The sequence below is a fragment of the Arthrobacter endolithicus genome, from assembly GCF_026627425.1.
Taxonomy (GTDB): Bacteria; Actinomycetota; Actinomycetes; order Actinomycetales; family Micrococcaceae; genus Arthrobacter_M.
Map to the genome: position 1 here is coordinate 26,396 of NZ_JAPNLH010000008.1, position 16,999 is coordinate 43,394.

Genomic DNA, 16,999 nt, shown 5'->3' on the forward strand with positions numbered 1-16,999 from the left:
GGTTTATGCCCCCGTCTTCGACGACGAATCGTTCGCGAGCTCGGCACGGATTTCCCCGGCCAAACGGTACGTCATGTCCCGCCGCCACGCGGGCAGACCGTGGATATCATCGTGATACAGCTCCTGCGGTATTGCCGCGTCAAGCGCCGCGCGCAAGTGCGCTGCGGTTGGCAGTCCTCCGTCGTCGGTTCCAACGGGCGACGGCGGCACGGTTGACGACGCGGTTGACGACGGCGCGGTTGACGACGACGCAAAGCGCAGCTTTACCGGTCGCTTCGTCGAGGCGGTGACCGTCAGCACGAAGGCGCCATCCTGGTCGAGCCTGCCGATCAGCAGTACACCCGACCGGCCCAGGTTGGAGAGCGACAGCCGGCGGAAGGCGGTCCGCGAGCGAAGGGCGACGGCGGGCACCGTAATGCTGCGCAACAATTCGCCCGGGGCCAGAGACGTTGCGCCGTCGCCAATCACCAGGTCCTCGACCGGCACGGCACGGGTGCCGCCGTCGACCATCCAGACCGTAGCGATTCCGTCCAGGGCCGCAGTCAGCGAAGTCATGGGGCCGGCCGGTAACGCGGTGCAGAGGTTGCCGCCCACGGTAGACATGTTCCAGATCTTGAAGGAGGCCACAAAGGAATCGCAGCACAGGCGGATCAACGCCAGCGCGGGCCACTGCGCCAGCACATCGAAGTGCGCCGGCGCATCGGGACGCGCCCGCGTTTGCGCCCGATCCGGCAGGGCGTACAGCTCGGCGATGGTGCAGGTGGCTGCCAGCTCAAGTCCGGCCTCGCTGACCGTGATCGGGGCCCAGCCGGCTGCGCTGATATCCAGCAAGCGGCGCAACACGGTGCTCCCATAGGAGAACAGCACCGTTCCACCTGCCAGCCAGGCGTCGCCCGGCCGCCAACAGCCCGGATCCGTGGTCCGGATGGTGGATTCGATGGTGTTCATATCCATGCCAATCTCCTCAAATCCTGAACATCAGTGGTCCGCCGGCGTGCACGAAAGCCGTGGTCAACGGTGCATCTTCGACCGCGGCCGGATCGTACATGCCGGCCGGGGTCTTGATGCTGCCTGTGCCGTGGAAGGGATCCGTGCCTTGGATGGGACCGTTACCATGGATGGGACCCGTACCATGGCGCAACGGCCCGAAGGCCTGCTTGTTGGCGCGCACGGCCAGGATCTCAGCGGTGATGGAAACGGCCACCTCCGCCGGGCTGACTGCGCCCAGATCGAGGCCGATCGGTGAATGCAGCCGGTCCAGCCGGGCCGGCGGCACACCGGCGTCGAGTAGGGCCTCCGTCCGCTGGGCGTCGCTGCGCCGTGACCCCATCGCGCCCAGGAACGCCACGTCCAGCTCCAGCGCGGCGGTCAACAGCGGGATATCAAATTTCGGATCATGGGTGAGCACGCAAATCACGCTGCGCCCATCTACCCGTCCTGCTGCCGCTTCGGCCCGCAGATAACGGTCCGGCCAGCTGGTGACCACCTCGTCCGCGCGCTGAAAACGCTGCTGCCGGGCGAATGCCGGGCGGGCATCGCAGAGGGTAACCCGGTAGCCGAGCAGTTGGGCGGCGGGCAATAGCGCGGCGCTGAAATCGTTGGCTCCGAACATCAGGAACCGAGGAGCCCGGAGCCTGGACTCAACGAATAGCGTGACCGGTTCCCCTGACGACGGCGGTTCCCCGGACGTTCCCGTTCCATCGGTGCAGGAAACCCCGTCAGCGCTCAACCGCAACTGCCCGGTCCAGCCAGCGTGCAGCAGCGGAATCAACTGCGCGGCGGCGGCCTGGACCAGGGACGAATTCCCGAGCAACGCTGTCAGTCCTGCGGCCAGGGTCTGCTCCCGCACGTTTTGCGGTTCGGGAACCACGACGGCGGCACAGCGCTCAGCCCGTCGGCCGGAAGATCCCAGGCTGGCAGCCGGGCGACCAACTGGGCTACCGGAGGCTTCCTTACTGTCGCCACCGCACCGGACGGTGTCACTAAGCCGTACAGAGTCACTGTGCCGGACGCTTTCACTAAAACCGACGGTGTCAAGGCGCCGGATCAAAGCAGCCGGGTGCTGTGCCCCCAGCCCTGCCAGCCCCGCAAGCGCACCGGACATCAGCGGGTGCGTGCCGCCGTCGTTCCCCTCTTTGCCGTCGCCCTCTTTCCGGCGCCCCGTCCAGCCCTCCGGGAACACCGGCTGCACCAATATTTCCAAGGTGCCGCCGCAGGTCAGCCCGGCGGCGAACGCGTCATCGTCGCTGAAGCCGAAGAACTGCCGGTTCGAGTCGCCACTGGCAATCGCTTCCAGGGCGGCTTCGACCACTGCACCTTCGATGCAGCCGCCGGAAAGGCTGCCCGTCACCGCGCCGTCCGGGCTCACGAGCATGGCTGTCCCCAGCGTCCGCGGTACCGAACCCGTTGCCCCCACAATGGTGGCGACGGCGCACGGGCGGCCGTCGCCAGACTCTGCCAGCAGTGCCAGCAGCGAATCCACAAGATCCAACATGACAGTAGTCTTCCTCCTCCGCGGGCGCCGGCCCTTGAAACCGGCACCCGCGTTTAGTGTGGCCCAGCGGAAAAGGATCGGCTAGTGGAGGCCGAGGAGCTGCTGGATCTGCCCAATAGCAAAGTAGATAACGAAGGCCGCCGAGACTCCCCACATCAGGAGATGCACTTCCTTTGCTCTGCCCTGGACCACCCGGATGAGCACGTAGGCGATGAATCCGGCCCCCAGACCGTTGGCGATCGAGTAGGTGAACGGCATCAGAATGAAGGTCAGGAAGGCAGGGATCGCGATGCCGAAGTCCGACCAATCGACGTTGCGGATTTGCGAGGCCATCATGAACCCGACGATCACCAGCGCAGGTGCTACCGCCTCAAACGGCACGATGGCGACCAGCGGGGTGAAGAAGGCTGCCAGCAGGAACAACCCTCCTGTGACCACACTGGCCAAGCCTGTGCGTGCCCCCTCGCCGATACCGGCGGCCGACTCTACGAAGATCTCATTGGCCGAGACTGAACCAAAGCCGCCCGCAACGGAGCCTGCCGCGTCGACCAGCAGCACCCGGTTGGCGTTCTTCATATTTTTGTTCTTATCCACCAGCCCTGCCTCGCTGGCCAGTCCTGTCATCGTTCCCATCGCATCGAAAAACACGCTGAGCAGGATGGTGAAGGTCAGCAGCAGCGCCGACATGATGCCCAGATGGGCGAAGGCTCCGAAGACGTTCACCTTCCCGATCAGGGACAGATCCGGGAAGGTGAAGATTTGGCCGGGGACCGACGGGATCATGAGCGACCAGCCGGAGGGATCCTTCACGCTGGACGGGGTGTTAGTCATCAGCTGCAGACCCATGGCGAACAGCGTGCTGGCCACAATGCCGATCAGGATGCCGCCCCTGACCTTGCGCACCACCAGGATGATGGTCAAAATCAGCCCGATAATGAAGACCCAGGTCGGCCACCCGAACAGTTTGCCGTCCTGGCCCAACTGCAGCGGCACGGTGGTGTGTGCGGCGTCCGGCACGCGACGGACAAAACCGGCATTTACCAGCCCGATAATGGCGATGAAGAGGCCGATGCCAACCACGATCGCGGTCTTCAGCCCGGTGGGGACCGCCTTCATCACGGCCTCCCGGAGTCCGGAAAGGACCAGTACGAACATGACGATGCCGGCGATCAGTACCAGTCCCATCACTTCAGGCCACGTCAGGTCCTTCGTGGTCGCAATGGTGGAGGAGACAAAGGCGCTCACCCCGAGGCCGGCGGCCAGCGCGAAGGGGTATTTCGCCCAGATCCCCATCACAATGGTGGTAACACCGGCGACGACGGCGGTGACCGCGGCAACCTGGGGGATGCCCAGGGTGTGACCGGAGCCGTCCGGGCTGCCGAGGATCAGCGGATTGAGGACGACGATGTAGGACATAGCGAAAAAGGTGGCCAGGCCACCGCGGAGTTCGCGGAACACGTTCGAGCCGCGTGCGCTGATTTCAAAGTAGCGGTCGAACGAGCGCGCGAGTCCGCGTCTGGCCCCTTGTTTTCCTGTGCTGACGGTGGTGCCGGCGATTTTTTCGCCCTTGGCGGTCTTAGTCTGAAGTGTCATTGGAATCACCGGCGCCTAGTAGTCGATCCGGGTGTCGCTGGCCAGCCATGCTTCGAACGGCGCCAGCGGGCTCGTTTGCGCAGGAGTGAGCCGTTGGACCGGCATTGACCGCAGTTCCACCGGGGTTTCGAAGTAGTCGTAGAAGACGGCGTCGTCGAATCCGGCGCGGGCGGCGTCATGCCTGTCCGCGGCGAAGATGATCCGATCTACGCGGGCCCACAAAGCCGAGGCCAGGCACATGGGGCACGGTTCGCAGCTGGTGTACAGGGTGGCCCCGGTCAGGTCGAAGGTACCGGTTCCCTCGCATGCTGCCCGGATGGCCGTCACTTCCGCGTGGGCGGTGGGGTCGTTGGTGGCCGTGACCCGGTTTAGCCCTTCAAAGGCCTGGCCCGAAGCGGTGACGACGACGGCGCCGAAAGGGCCGCCGTGATTGTGGACGTTCCTGGTGGCAAGATCAATGGCCTGGACCAGATAGGTCTCGAGGTCAGCTGTGGCATTTAATGCAGATTCCATGGTGGCGACTTCCTTGCGTCAGAAGCAGCCCGGCCGCGCGGAGGGTACGCGGTGTAACGGCGGGTCTTAGGCGGCCCGGCAGCTTCATTGAGTATGAAGGTTCAGTTACGCCCGGTAGATAACAACCCCGTCAGATCTCATTCACGTCTGGGATGCCCGCCTTTGGCTGAAGATGACACTAACAGGAACTTGTGACCGGCACCATAGTTTTGGTGAAACTTTTTTCTCAACAGGTGAAATCTTTGCTGGCCCCGGTGCCAGCCCCCAGATCGAGGGCCCGGCTGCGGGATCTCCCGGCCGCGAACCCCCGCATGCCGTCAGGACGCGCGGCTGGCCTGCTCCAGGTCATCCGCGATAACGCGGGCGGCGGCGTGCAGCAGTGGAATGGCCCGGTCCGCGAAACCCTCGTCCACGCGGGAGATGGGGCCGGAAACGGAAACGGCAGTGGGTGTGGGGGCCCCGGGAATGGCCACGGCAAAGCAGCGAACGCCGATTTCCTGCTCGTTGTCATCGATGGAATACCCGCGGTCACGGATCCGCTGCAGGTCCGCGAGTAGCTCCTCGACGTTCCCGATACTCCGGTCCGTCGGTGTGGGCATGCCGGCACGACTGACGATACCGCGTACCACTTCGTCGTCAAGCTGGGCCAAAATGGCCTTGCCCACGCCGGAATCATGGGTGTGCACACGGCGTCCCACCTCGGTGAACATCCGCATCGAGTGCGCCGACGGAACCTGGGCAATGTAGACCACCATGTCGCCGTCGAGCATCGCCATATTCGACGTCTCGCCGAGCTTTTGAACCAGTGACGCCAACTGCGGGCGCACCAGCGCACCAAACTGCTTGGTGGCGCCGTCGCCCAACCGGATCAGTCGCGGCCCCAGTGCGTAGCGCCGATTGGGCAGCTGACGTGCGTAGCCGAGCTTGACCAGCGTGCGCAGCAGCCGATGAATGGTGGGCAGCGGCAGGTCGGTGGAACCGGCCAGCTCCGAGAGCGTCACTTCACCGCCGGCATCGGTGACGAGCTCCAGCAACTCGAAGACACGCTCCACGGACTGCACGCCGCCGGCAGCTTTAACAGCCATTTCCATCGTCTCCTGTGACTCTCTGTCAGTAAAGTTTGACAAAAATTATCCGCATCGCGGAAGGTTTGCCCTGTTGTCCCAAGATACCGCACCCGCGGACTGCGCGGGTGATATATGAGGAGGGGATTGTATTTCCACGAGATAGATAATAATATCCATAATACGAAAACATTCACATCGTAGCTAGGGCCGGTCCGACCGGCACCAGGAGGAAATTCAATGGCGACTCCCAGTCCCGGAAATTCGATCACCCTGCGCGTCGAGGCGCCGTCCAGCTTCACAGCGACCAGTGAGCTGACCGCCGCGGTTGCCGCTGTCGGCGCGGCCGTCACCGCGCTGGACGTCACGGAATCCCACCACGAACGCCTTGTCGTTGACGTCACCTGCAACACCACCGACGATGCGCACGCCGTCCGCGTGAAGGATGCGTTGAACGCGCTCGACGGCGTCACCGTCCGCAAGGTCTCCGACCGCACCTTTTTGATGCACCTGGGCGGCAAACTCGAGGTCGTCCCGAAGGTAGCCCTGCGCAACCGGGACGACCTGTCCCGTGCTTACACGCCCGGCGTCGCCCGCGTCTGCATGGCAATCGCCGAAGACCCCAGCGCCGCCCGGAATCTGACCATCAAGCGCAACACAATTGCCGTCGTCACTGATGGCTCCGCCGTCCTCGGCCTGGGCAACATTGGCCCCGCCGCGGCGCTGCCGGTGATGGAGGGTAAGGCGGCGCTGTTCAAGCAGTTCGCCAACGTTGATGCGTGGCCGGTCTGCCTGGATACGCAGGACACCGAAGAGATCATCATGATCGTCAAGGCGCTGGCCCCGGTTTACGGCGGCGTCAATCTGGAAGACATCGCGGCCCCGCGCTGCTTTGAAATTGAAAAGCGCCTCCGCGACGAGCTCGACATCCCGGTCTTCCACGATGACCAGCACGGCACCGCCATTGTTACCCTCGCCGCGCTGACCAACGCGCTGCGCGTGGTGGATAAGAAGATCGGCGACGTCAAGATTGTGGTGGCCGGCGTGGGTGCGGCAGGGAATGCCATCATCCAGCTGCTGATCGCCCAAGGCGCTGTCAATGTTATCGCCTGCGGACGCAAGGGAGCCATCAACCGCAGCGAAACCTATACGGACACGCACCGAACCTGGTTGGCCGAGAACACCAACCCGGACAACTTCACCGGCACCCTGCACGAGGCAGTGGCCGGCGCGGACGTCTTCATCGGGGTCAGCGGCCCGAACGTCCTGGGCGAGGAGCAGGTCGCCTCGATGGCAGAAAATTCCATCATCTTCGCGATGGCCAACCCGACACCCGAGGTGGATCCGGCCATCGCGTCCAAGTACGCCGCCGTCGTCGCCACCGGCCGCAGCGACTTCCCCAATCAGATCAATAACGTGCTGGCCTTCCCCGGATTCTTCCGCGGCCTGCTCGATGCCGGCGTTTCCGACATCACCGATGAAATGCTGGTGGCCGCAGCAGGTGCAATTGCCGCCCGTGTAGCCGATGATGAACTGAACGCCAGCTTCATTGTGCCGAGCGTTTTTGATCACCAGGTGGCCGGTGACGTAGCAACGGCCGTAGCTACCGCTGCCGGGCACCACTCTTAGAAGGGATTCTTTCTCATGACTTCCGCACCAACCCCCATGCTTATCCTTTCCGACGCGCATCCGATTGACCGCGCCGAGGAAATCCTCACCCCGGAGGCGCTGGCCTTCATCGAAGAGCTAAACCGGCGCTTCGCCCCCGCCCGCAAGGAACGCATGACCGACCGCGCCGCCAAGCGCGAGCAGGTGGCCCGGACCGGCAAACTCGATTTCCTGCCCGAGACCGCAGACGTCCGCGCCGGCGACTGGAAGGTTGCCGTCGCGCCCGCCGCATTGCAGGACCGCCGGGTGGAAATGACCGGGCCTGCGTCGCCGGCCAAAATGGCCATCAACGCGCTCAATTCCGGCGCCAAGGTCTGGCTCGCGGACCTCGAAGATGCCAGCACACCGACCTGGCCCAACGTCGTCGACGCGGTGCTGAACCTGCGCGACGCCGCCGCCGGAACGCTGAGCTACACCTCGCCGGAGGGCAAGGAGTACCGGCTGCGCACCGATGCGCCGCTGGCGACCGTGATCGCCCGCCCCCGCGGCTGGCACATGGACGAGCGGCATGTCATGGTCGACGGCGAACCGGCCGTGGCCGCGCTGGTGGACTTTGGCCTGCTCTTCTTCCACACCGCCAAGCTGCAGCTGGCCAATGGCGCCGGCCCGTACTACTACCTGCCGAAGATGGAAAGCTATCTGGAGGCCCGGCTGTGGAACGAGGTCTTCGTCTTTGCACAGGATTACCTGGGCGTGCCACAGGGCACCATCCGGGCGACCATGCTGATCGAGACCATCCCCGCAGCCTTTGAGATGGACGAAATCCTCTACGAACTGCGCGACCACGCCTCCGGGCTGAACGCCGGCCGCTGGGACTACCTGTTCTCCATCATCAAGTACTTCCGCGACGCCGGCGAAGCCTTCACCCTGCCGGACCGTGCACAGATCACCATGACGGCGCCGTTCATGCGCGCCTACACCGAGCTGCTCGTGAAGACCTGCCACCACCGCGGCGCTTTCGCCATGGGCGGCATGGCGGCGGTCATCCCGAACCGGCGCGAGCCCGAAGTCACGGCCGCAGCCTTTGACAAGGTCCGCGCCGACAAGACGCGCGAGGCCAACGACGGCTTTGACGGCTCCTGGGTTGCACACCCGGACCTGGTCCCGGTGTGCAAGGAGGTCTTCGACTCCGTGCTGGGCGATCGGCCCAACCAGCTGGACAAGCAGCGCCCCGAGGTCACCGTTACTGCCGACCAGCTGCTGGACATCTCCTCCGCAGCCGGCCAGGCCACCGAAGCGGGCCTGCGCCTGAACCTCTACGTCGCCGTGGCCTACACGGCCGTGTGGACCTCGGGCAACGGTGCGGTCGCCATCCATAACCTCATGGAAGATGCCGCCACAGCGGAAATCTCCCGTTCGCAGGTCTGGCAGCAGATCCGCAACGGCGTGGTGCTCACCGACACCGGCAACACCGTCACCCGTGAGCTTGTCACCCGCATCCTGGCCGAAGAGACCGAGAAACTGCGCGGCGAGGTCGGCGAGGAAAGCTTCCAGAAGCATTACAAGGCCGCCAGTAAGCTCATCGGGGACATCTGCCTGTCGGAGGACTACACCGACTTCCTGACCATCCCCGCCTACGAACTGGTGGGCTAGGGATGACGGAAACCCAATCACTGACAGCGGCGGACTTGGCGCACATCGACGCTTCCTGCGCCGCCACGGACCAGTTACTTGACCGCAACTACCCGGGCGACGACGGCACCCGCCAGCCCGTGCACACCGTGTACGTGCCGGCGGATAAGTTCACCACCACCTTTGCCGCCGACTGGGGCGCACAGGGCCTTGAGGCGATCAACAACGCCGGCGGACTCGAGCGCCTCGGCGCGCTGCTGGGGCAAGACGGGGAACTGGCTGCGGCCGTGGCTCCCCGGGTTGCCGCCAAGCTGGCGAACGAACCGATTGAGGACCTGCGCCTGGACTTTGAGGACGGCTTTGGCAACCGCGGCGACGACGTCGAGGATGCCGCCGCCGTGACGGCCGCCAAGACTGTCAGCGCAGCCGTAGCCGCGGGGACGGCTCCGCCGTTCGTAGGCATCCGCTTCAAGTGCTTCGAGGCTCCGACCCGGGCCCGCGGCGTGCGCACCCTGGACCTCTTCGTCTCCACCCTGGCTCAGGCGGGGGAACTCCCCGACGGCCTGGTGCTGACGCTGCCGAAGGTGACCACGGTCGACCAGGTCAAGGCCATGGACTTCGCCGTAGGCCGTTTGGAGGAAATCCACGGACTGCCTGCCGGACGCCTGCGCTTTGAGGTGCAGGTGGAAACCCCGCAGCTCATTTTGGGCCCGGACGGCACCTCCCCCGTGGCGCAGCTGCCCCACGTGGTCCCCGGACGCATCAGTGGCCTGCACTACGGGACCTACGACTACAGCGCCTCGCTGGAGATCTCCGCCCAGTACCAGTCCATGGAGCACCCGGTGGCGGACTTCGCCAAGGAGATCATGCAGCTGGCCGTGGCCGGAACGGGCATCCGCCTCTCCGACGGCTCCACGAACATCATGCCGATCGGCGACGGCGCCGACGCGGCCTGGGCACTGCACGGCCGGCTGGTCCGCCGCTCGCTGGAACGCGGCTACTACCAGGGCTGGGACCTGAACCCCGCCCAGCTGCCGAGCCGTTTCAGCGCCACGTACGCGTTCTACCGCGAAGGCCTTCCGGCAGCCGCCGTGCGCCTGCGCAATTACGTCCAGCAGACCCCGGGCGCCGTCATGGACGAACCGGCCACGGCACGCGCCCTGGCCAACTTCATCCTGCGCGGTCTGGTCTGCGGCGCCGCCGGCGCCGAGGAAGTACTGGCCCAGACGAGCCTTGACCAAACCCAACTGACAGCGCTGGCCCACCCGCGGCTCGCCACCGTCTCTCACTGAAGGATTCACTGATGGGCAAGTACTACTACCCCGAGGGCGGCCTGCCGCCGCAAACACACCTCACCACCGAACGCGCCATCGTCAAGGAGGCCTACACGGTCATCCCCAAGGGCGTGCTGACGGACATCGTCACGAGCAACCTCCCGGGATTCACCAACACCCGGTCCTGGATCATCGCCCGTCCGATCTCCGGCTTCGCCACCACCTTCTCCCAGCTGATTGTGGAGATCGGTGCAGGCGGCGGCTCCGAGAAGCCCGAGCAGGAGGCCGGCGTCGAAGGCGTCATCTTCGTCACCAAGGGGAAGGTCAACCTGACCCTCGAGGGCGAGCTGCACCAGCTGGAGGAAGGCGGCTACGCCTACCTGGCCGCCGGTGACGCTTGGAGCCTGGAGAACGTCTCGGAGGACATCGTCTCCTTCCACTGGATCCGCAAGGCCTACGAGCGTCTTGAGGGCTACGAGGCCAAGTCCTTCGTCACTAGCGACGCCGAGGTGGCGCCCAACGAGATGCCCGACGTCGACGGCGTCTGGAAGACCACCCGCTTCGCTGACCCGAACGATCTGGCCCACGATATGCACGTGAACATCGTGACGTTCCAGCCCGGCGGAGTGATCCCCTTCCCGGAGACCCACGTGATGGAGCACGGCCTGTACGTGCTCGAGGGCAAGGCCATGTATCTGCTCAACAACGACTGGGTCGAGGTTGAGGCGGGCGACTTCATGTGGCTGCGTGCCTTCTGCCCGCAGGCCTGCTACGCGGGCGGCCCCGGCCAGTTCCGCTACCTGCTGTACAAGGACGTCAACCGCCAGATCCGCCTGACGTAAGTCCCGGCCGGGCGGCCCATCCTGGCCGTTCGTTTGCCGTTCGTTTGGAAGGATGCCGTGGAAATTTCCACGGCATCCTTCCATTTCCACGGCATATGTCCATTTCCACGGCGTGCGCGAGGGCCGGAGATCCCGGCGGGTCAGTGATTGGCCCTACTTCAGGGAGAATAGCCGCAGCCTTCCCCTTGCGGGTTTTGGAGGCAATCGTCGGCGTACGTTTTCGTTATTGTCCGCCAAACGCTCACCGGCAGTGGCGCTGAGCTGAACGTTCCGTGTCCGGGGATTGCCAGCGGGGCACCGCCGTTGACCGTATATGTTCCGCGGAAGTGAGTTGCCACCTTGACGGCGAAGTCACCGGTTTGGGTATAGATATGGCTGGTCAAGGTCTTTTCCCCCCAGCGGTCCTGAGGAAGTTGTGCGCCCGAATGGGGCGTCGGGCCGAGTGCGATGCCGTCGCCGTAGTCCCAGACATAGGCGATGGGCGTAGCCGAAATGTGGACTTTTTGGCCCAGTAGGTCCACGTCGAAGGCCTGCTCCACGGCCTCAGCATAGAGATTGGTTTCCGCCCCGCGTAAGGTGTTGGGCCCTGGCTGGCTGCCGACCGCGGCAGGGATGACGGGCGAGTTCTGGAATTCGTGTTCAATGCCTGCTGCTATTTCGGCGAGAACATCCCGGGGCTTCTCCGAATAGATGCAGGTTGGCCCGCTCAGGAAGCTCCATACCGGGGGCTGAATGGCCTTCACAGCGTTGTACCAAACAACAGAAACCCCGCCATGATCGCTTTGGCATTGAGGTCCCGCTGCCAAACATTTCGGTAGTAAGTCGTCCGCCGTTCGACAGGCAAGCTCGAATTTATAGTCGAAGGGATCGTCGGGAACACCCACGGGAACATCTCCCCACATCGTGGAGCCCGGAATCTGGTGCCACACTGAAGTCGCAACGCCATAACCGTTCCAGTTTTCCCTGACCGGCGGCGGCGATCCTGCAGGCCACGCCGGCATACAGGTTCCAGTCAGCAACGCTAGGCCGAGACTGATCAATGCCATCCGCCGGATTCGAAAGGACACTTTGATTCCTCCGCCTAATTAGCACCAAGATGCTCGACTGTCATGGCAGTCCAGTGACCATCACGATGGCCAGCGACAACAATGTCGGCGATAGCCGCCGTCGGTGGTTTCTTTTCAATGAGCATCCCATCGGCATCAAAATAGGAAATAGACGCTTGCTTGACGCTAGTAACCGCCTGAAAGAAGCCTTCGGGCGTCCGCTCGAACGATGATTGTGTGCCATCCACGATCATTTGGCCTCCGACCGTCCATCGACCTTCCTGATGCCACGGGACTACTCCTGCTTTAGTTCGCGCGCATGGAATACAACCAGGATCCGAAATCGACTCCAGGGGCGACATCTCCCCTGTCTCAAAGGCGTAGGAGAGTGTGTCGTACCAGTAGCGGGCGAAGGCTTCTATCCCTGCTTTGGAGAATTCGTCGGCGAGTGGCGGTTTAACCGGGAGTGGGACGTTTTGCGCCGGCCCGCTTGCGTCGGCAGGCTTGTAAACGGGGAGCGCCACTGTCGGGGAGGCAGTGGTCCCCGGCGCGGTGCTTACGGAAGTCACTGTCCCGCTCGTTGTTGCTGGCGCGGTGGCGGAGCTGGAGGGCGGGGTGTTGGGGGCTCCGGTGCAGGATGTGAGAACAAGGATGATTGCCGTACCGGCCACCGCTGCTGCGAGGCGGCCATTTCCATGTCGTGCCGAAACTGGGTACATCATTTCCCCAACCCCAGAGGTGGTGTACTGCGAGTGTGCTTAAAGGTAGCGCAGATCACGAAGACGGTCCAAGGTTTTCCACAGGCCCGGTGTTTGGGCAGGGAATCGGCAAAACTTGCGCAGACTTTGCGGCAGACACTGCGCCAGAACACCCCTGCGCACTCTCCGTCCGTCAGGGTGCGCAGAAGTGTCCGATTGCGGGCCCCCACACCGCCACCAGGGTCCAGGCCAACCCCGGTCCGCGGCCGATCAGCGGGGCGGGCTGACTATCGGGGCCCGGGCGCGCGCGTTAAGTTTTGTTCTCGGGCCGCCACGAGACAGAAAGAGCCGCCCCGAGACAGAAAGAGCCGCCCCGAGACTAAAAGAACAGCGGGGTACCTTAGATGCAAGGGACCTATGTACTTCGAAGCTGGCCGTCATCACCCGCTCTGCCATCCGGGGGTTGACGGCACGCGGGGGCAGCCTTAGACTTTTCATTAGGCAAGATATAATTTTCATATGGTGAAAATCGCGTCGTTTCATCAACGACGTCGCACCATTTACCACGCTGGCGAAGGATATCCACAATGACGTACACAGTGAACTGTTCGATCCTCCTGACCGATCTGCCTTTGCTGGAGCGTCCGGCCGCGGCTAAGGCTGCCGGCTTCGACGCGGTCGAATTCTGGTGGCCCTTCGCCGAATCGGTTCCGTCCGATGCCGATGTCACGGCCTTCGAAAACGCCATCACCAACGCAGGCGTCCAGCTCACCGGCCTGAACTTCAACGCCGGGAACATGCCCGCCGGTGACCGCGGCCTGGTTTCCTGGAAGGGCCGCTGCGCGGAGTTCAAGGACAATATCGACGTCGTCGCCGGCATCGGTGAGCGGCTTGGCTGCAAGGCCTTCAACGCGCTGTACGGAAACCGGATGGCCGAGTTCACACCCGAGGAGCAGGATGAGCTCGCCGTCAAAAACCTGGTGGCCGCAGCCCAGGGTGTAGACCGGATCGGTGGAACCGTTCTGCTGGAACCTGTCAGCGGCGCGGAGCTCTACCCGATTAAAACAGCGAAGCAGGCCATGGACGTGATCGGCAAGGTCCGTCACGCCGGAGCCGAGAACATCGCCCTGCTGGCGGATTTCTACCACCTCTCCGTCAATGGCGACGACGTGGAAGCGGTCATCGAGAGCTACGCGAAGGACTTCGGACACATTCAGATCGCGGATGACCCCGGCCGCGGCGCGCCCGGCTCCGGCGACCTCCCGCTCGGTGACTGGATCACCAAGAGCCGTGACCTCGGCTTCGACGGGTTCATTGGACTCGAGTACAAGGCGGATACGGATAAGGCCTTCGCCTGGCTGATCCGCTAGCCGGCGACTTTCGCCGCCCCCACACCCAGCAGTGCACCCAGCAGCTCACCCCACAGACCTAAAGGATTTCACCATGACAAACGTTGCAGTTATCGGACTCGGCATTATGGGCCTCCCCATGGCCACCAACCTGGTCAAGGCTGGCTTCACCGTCACCGGCTTCAACCGCAGCCAGGACAAGATTGACGCCCTGGTCGAGGCGGGCGGCAACGGCGCCGGCAGCATTGCCGAGGCCGTCAAAGATGCCGACGTCGTCATCACCATGGTGCCGGACTCCCCCGATGTTGAAGGGGTAGTGTCCGGCCCGGACGGCGTGTTCGCGAACGCCAAGGCCGGCGCATACTGGGTCGATGCCAGCAGCATCCGCCCGGACGTCAGCGTACAGCTCGCCAAGGATGCCAAGGAAGCCGGCGTCAAGCCGCTTGACGCACCGGTTTCCGGCGGCGAGCAGGGCGCCATCGACGGGGTACTCTCCATCATGGTCGGCGGGGACGCCGCTGACTTCGACGCCGTCGCTGACGTACTCAACGCCGTCGGCAAGACCATTGTGCACGTTGGTCCCTCCGGTTCCGGCCAGACGGTCAAGGCAGCGAACCAGCTGATCGTGGCCGGCAACATCGAGCTTCTGGCTGAAGCGATCGTCTTCCTGGAGGCCTACGGCGTGGACACGCAGGCAGCCCTGAAGGTCCTCGGCGGCGGCCTGGCCGGCTCCAAGGTCCTCGAGCAGAAGGGCCAGAAAATGCTGGACCGCTCGTTCGAGCCCGGTTTCCGCCTGCAGCTGCACAACAAGGACATGGGCATCGTCACCTCCGCCGCCCGCGAAGCCGGGGTCACCATCCCGCTCGGTGCCGTAGTCGCACAGCTGGTCGGCTCCATGGTCAACCAGGGCGACGGCGGCCTGGACCACTCCGGGCTGTTCAAGCTCGTCGAGCAGCTCTCCGGTAAATCCGGCGGCGCTGGTTCTTCCACCGCCAACTAGCCCTCCCCCCGCCGGACTTCCGGCCACTCATCATTCAAAGAATTCCCCCGGCCGGTGCATAGCGGCGGCCGGGGGAAACCAAAAGGAGAATCCCATGTCCAAGATGCGCACAGTTGATGTTGCGATCGCTATCCTGAAGAAGGAGGGCGCCACCGAGGCGTTCGGCCTGCCGGGCGCTGCGATCAACCCGTTCTATTCAGCCATGAAGGCCGACGGCGGCATCCGCCACACGCTGGCCCGTCACGTCGAGGGTGCCTCGCACATGGCGGACGGGTACTCCCGCGCCGCCGACGGCAACATCGGCCTCTGCCTGGGTACCTCCGGCCCCGCCGGGACCGACATGATCACCGGGCTTTACGCCGCCTGGGCAGATTCCGTGCCGATCCTGTGCATCACCGGCCAGGCACCCGTGGCCAAGCTGCACAAGGAAGACTTCCAGGCCGTGGACATCTCCTCCATCGCCGCTCCGGTGACCAAAATGGCCATGACCGTGCTGGAGCCGGGCCAGATCCCGGGCGCTTTCCAGAAGGCGTTCTACCTGATGCGCTCCGGCCGTCCGGGCCCGGTCCTGCTGGACCTGCCCTTTGATGTGCAGATGGCGGAGATCGAATTTGACATCGATGCCTATGAGCCGCTGGCCGTGTCCAAGCCCAAGGCCAGCCGCCGCCAGGCCGAGAAGGCGCTGGACATGCTCACCGCCGCAGAGCGCCCGCTGATCGTGGCCGGCGGTGGCATCATCAATGCCGGCGCCTCCGCGCAGCTGGTTGAACTGGCGGAACTGCTCAACGTCCCGGTCATCCCGACGCTGATGGGCTGGGGCATCCTTCCGGATGACCATCCGCTGATGGCCGGTATGGTGGGCCTGCAGACCTCGCACCGCTACGGCAACGAAACCATGCTGGCGTCTGACTTCGTGATCGGCATCGGCAACCGCTGGGCCAACCGCCACACCGGCGGCATCGAGACGTACACCAAGGGCCGCAAGTTCGTGCACATCGACATCGAGCCCACCCAGATCGGCCGCGTCTTCGCCCCGGACCTGGGCATCGTCTCCGACGCGGGCGCCGCACTGGACATGCTGCTGGAAGTGGCCCGCGAACGCAAGGCCGACGGCCCGTTCCCGGACTACAACCCCTGGGTCAAGGACTGCTCCGCCCGTAAGGGTGCACTGCAGCGCAAAACCCACTTCGAGAACATTCCGATCAAGCCTCAGCGCGTCTACGAGGAAATGAACAAGGCGTTCGGCAAGGACACCACCTACGTTTCCACCATCGGGCTGTCCCAGATCGCCGGCGCGCAGATGCTGCACGTCTTCGGCCCGCGCCAGTGGATCAACGCCGGCCAGGCAGGCCCATTGGGCTGGACAGTACCGGCAGCGCTCGGTGTAGTGCGCGGCAAACCCAACGAGACCGTCGTCGCCCTTTCAGGCGACTACGATTTCCAGTTCATGATTGAAGAGCTGGCCGTGGGCGCACAGTTCCAGCTGCCCTACATCCACGTGGTGGTAAACAACTCCTACCTGGGCCTGATCCGCCAGTCCCAGCGCGGCTTCAAGATGGACTTCGAGGTTTCGCTGGCCTTCGAGAACATCAACTCCACTGACTCTTCTGCGACCACAGCCGGCTACGGCGTGGACCACGTCAAGGTTGCCGAGGGGCTGGGCTGCAAGGCCATCCGGGTGGAGGATCCGGCAGATCTGGCCGCCGCGTTTGAGAAGGCGCAGGCGCTGATGGGCGAGTTCAAGGTCCCGGTCATCGTCGAGGTCATCCTGGAGCGCATCACCAACATCTCGATGGGCACTGAGCTGGACAATGTCACCGAGTTCGAGGAACTGGCCGAGAAGCACCAGGACGCCCCCACCGCGATCATCGCACTGCTGGACTGAG

14 protein-coding genes are annotated in these 16,999 nt (G+C 64.2%); 7 read left to right on the forward strand and 7 right to left on the reverse strand.

What is annotated here, in order from left to right:
- Positions 1 to 3 precede the first annotated feature (3 nt).
- The 5 genes from OS914_RS08805 to OS914_RS08825 form a co-directional block, all read right to left on the reverse strand.
- On the reverse strand, positions 4 to 954 hold the full coding sequence (locus OS914_RS08805; RefSeq protein WP_267545687.1) for an FAD binding domain-containing protein: 951 nt from the start codon (positions 952 to 954) through the stop codon (positions 4 to 6).
- A gap of 10 nt (positions 955 to 964) precedes the next feature.
- Positions 965 to 2,494, reverse strand: coding sequence for an XdhC family protein (locus OS914_RS08810; protein ID WP_267545688.1), 1,530 nt, complete (start codon positions 2,492 to 2,494; stop codon positions 965 to 967).
- A gap of 81 nt (positions 2,495 to 2,575) precedes the next feature.
- Entirely contained in the window at positions 2,576 to 4,087 is a 1,512-nt protein-coding gene (locus tag OS914_RS08815) for an NCS2 family permease (protein WP_267545689.1), read from the reverse strand.
- A 15-nt stretch (positions 4,088 to 4,102) separates the two neighbouring features.
- Entirely contained in the window at positions 4,103 to 4,600 is a 498-nt protein-coding gene (locus OS914_RS08820) for a nucleoside deaminase (protein ID WP_267545690.1), read from the reverse strand.
- 317 nt (positions 4,601 to 4,917) lie between these two features.
- Entirely contained in the window at positions 4,918 to 5,685 is a 768-nt protein-coding gene (locus OS914_RS08825; protein ID WP_267545691.1) for an IclR family transcriptional regulator, read from the reverse strand.
- Between the two features lie 219 nt (positions 5,686 to 5,904).
- On the opposite strand from OS914_RS08825, the gene OS914_RS08830 reads away from it, so the two are divergent.
- From OS914_RS08830 to OS914_RS08845, 4 genes are read left to right on the forward strand one after another with little or no spacing between them, the layout of a single operon-like run.
- Complete coding sequence (locus OS914_RS08830; protein ID WP_267545692.1) at positions 5,905 to 7,293, forward strand: NAD(P)-dependent malic enzyme; 1,389 nt, start codon at positions 5,905 to 5,907, stop codon at positions 7,291 to 7,293.
- A gap of 36 nt (positions 7,294 to 7,329) precedes the next feature.
- On the forward strand, positions 7,330 to 8,925 hold the full coding sequence (gene aceB / locus OS914_RS08835; protein WP_267545807.1) for a malate synthase A: 1,596 nt from the start codon (positions 7,330 to 7,332) through the stop codon (positions 8,923 to 8,925).
- 2 nt (positions 8,926 to 8,927) lie between these two features.
- Complete coding sequence (locus OS914_RS08840) at positions 8,928 to 10,196, forward strand: DUF6986 family protein (RefSeq protein ID WP_267545693.1); 1,269 nt, start codon at positions 8,928 to 8,930, stop codon at positions 10,194 to 10,196.
- Between the two features lie 11 nt (positions 10,197 to 10,207).
- On the forward strand, positions 10,208 to 11,020 hold the full coding sequence (locus OS914_RS08845; protein WP_267545694.1) for a bifunctional allantoicase/(S)-ureidoglycine aminohydrolase: 813 nt from the start codon (positions 10,208 to 10,210) through the stop codon (positions 11,018 to 11,020).
- A 158-nt stretch (positions 11,021 to 11,178) separates the two neighbouring features.
- On the opposite strand, the gene OS914_RS08850 is transcribed toward OS914_RS08845, so the two are convergent.
- Together OS914_RS08850 and OS914_RS08855 are read right to left on the reverse strand one after the other, a co-directional pair.
- A complete protein-coding gene (locus tag OS914_RS08850; protein WP_267545695.1) occupies positions 11,179 to 11,763 on the reverse strand; it encodes a hypothetical protein in 585 nt (194 codons plus the stop codon).
- 338 nt (positions 11,764 to 12,101) lie between these two features.
- The gene (locus OS914_RS08855) at positions 12,102 to 12,788 is read right to left on the reverse strand and encodes a DUF6318 family protein (protein WP_324290641.1); all 687 of its coding nucleotides are present in this window, start codon (positions 12,786 to 12,788) and stop codon (positions 12,102 to 12,104) included.
- Positions 12,789 to 13,351: 563 nt separating this feature from the next.
- Here OS914_RS08855 and OS914_RS08860 point away from each other — a divergent pair.
- The 3 genes from OS914_RS08860 to gcl all read left to right on the forward strand — a co-directional run bounded on the left by OS914_RS08860 (position 13,352) and on the right by gcl (position 16,998).
- Positions 13,352 to 14,134 (forward strand): hydroxypyruvate isomerase family protein, encoded by a 783-nt coding sequence (locus OS914_RS08860; RefSeq protein WP_267545696.1) that lies wholly within the window; start codon positions 13,352 to 13,354, stop codon positions 14,132 to 14,134.
- Between the two features lie 31 nt (positions 14,135 to 14,165).
- Positions 14,166 to 15,113, forward strand: a complete 948-nt coding sequence (locus tag OS914_RS08865; RefSeq protein ID WP_267545697.1) for a 2-hydroxy-3-oxopropionate reductase — start codon at positions 14,166 to 14,168, stop codon at positions 15,111 to 15,113.
- Between the two features lie 94 nt (positions 15,114 to 15,207).
- On the forward strand, positions 15,208 to 16,998 hold the full coding sequence (gene gcl / locus OS914_RS08870) for a glyoxylate carboligase (RefSeq protein ID WP_267545698.1): 1,791 nt from the start codon (positions 15,208 to 15,210) through the stop codon (positions 16,996 to 16,998).
- The last annotated feature ends 1 nt before the right edge of the window (position 16,999 follow it).

Bases quoted from the DNA above. Each gene is read 5' to 3' on its own strand.
- OS914_RS08810 (WP_267545688.1), bottom strand. From the start codon at position 2,494: ATGTTGGATCTTGTGGATTCGCTGCTGGCACTGCTGGCAGAGTCTGGC.
- OS914_RS08855 (WP_324290641.1), bottom strand. From the start codon at position 12,788: ATGATGTACCCAGTTTCGGCACGACATGGAAATGGCCGCCTCGCAGCA.
- gcl (WP_267545698.1), top strand. From the start codon at position 15,208: ATGTCCAAGATGCGCACAGTTGATGTTGCGATCGCTATCCTGAAGAAG.
- OS914_RS08805 (WP_267545687.1), bottom strand. From the start codon at position 954: ATGGATATGAACACCATCGAATCCACCATCCGGACCACGGATCCGGGC.
- OS914_RS08825 (WP_267545691.1), bottom strand. From the start codon at position 5,685: ATGGCTGTTAAAGCTGCCGGCGGCGTGCAGTCCGTGGAGCGTGTCTTC.
- OS914_RS08860 (WP_267545696.1), top strand. From the start codon at position 13,352: ATGACGTACACAGTGAACTGTTCGATCCTCCTGACCGATCTGCCTTTG.
- OS914_RS08820 (WP_267545690.1), bottom strand. From the start codon at position 4,600: ATGGAATCTGCATTAAATGCCACAGCTGACCTCGAGACCTATCTGGTC.
- OS914_RS08840 (WP_267545693.1), top strand. From the start codon at position 8,928: ATGACGGAAACCCAATCACTGACAGCGGCGGACTTGGCGCACATCGAC.
- aceB (WP_267545807.1), top strand. From the start codon at position 7,330: ATGCTTATCCTTTCCGACGCGCATCCGATTGACCGCGCCGAGGAAATC.
- OS914_RS08815 (WP_267545689.1), bottom strand. From the start codon at position 4,087: ATGACACTTCAGACTAAGACCGCCAAGGGCGAAAAAATCGCCGGCACC.
- OS914_RS08845 (WP_267545694.1), top strand. From the start codon at position 10,208: ATGGGCAAGTACTACTACCCCGAGGGCGGCCTGCCGCCGCAAACACAC.
- OS914_RS08830 (WP_267545692.1), top strand. From the start codon at position 5,905: ATGGCGACTCCCAGTCCCGGAAATTCGATCACCCTGCGCGTCGAGGCG.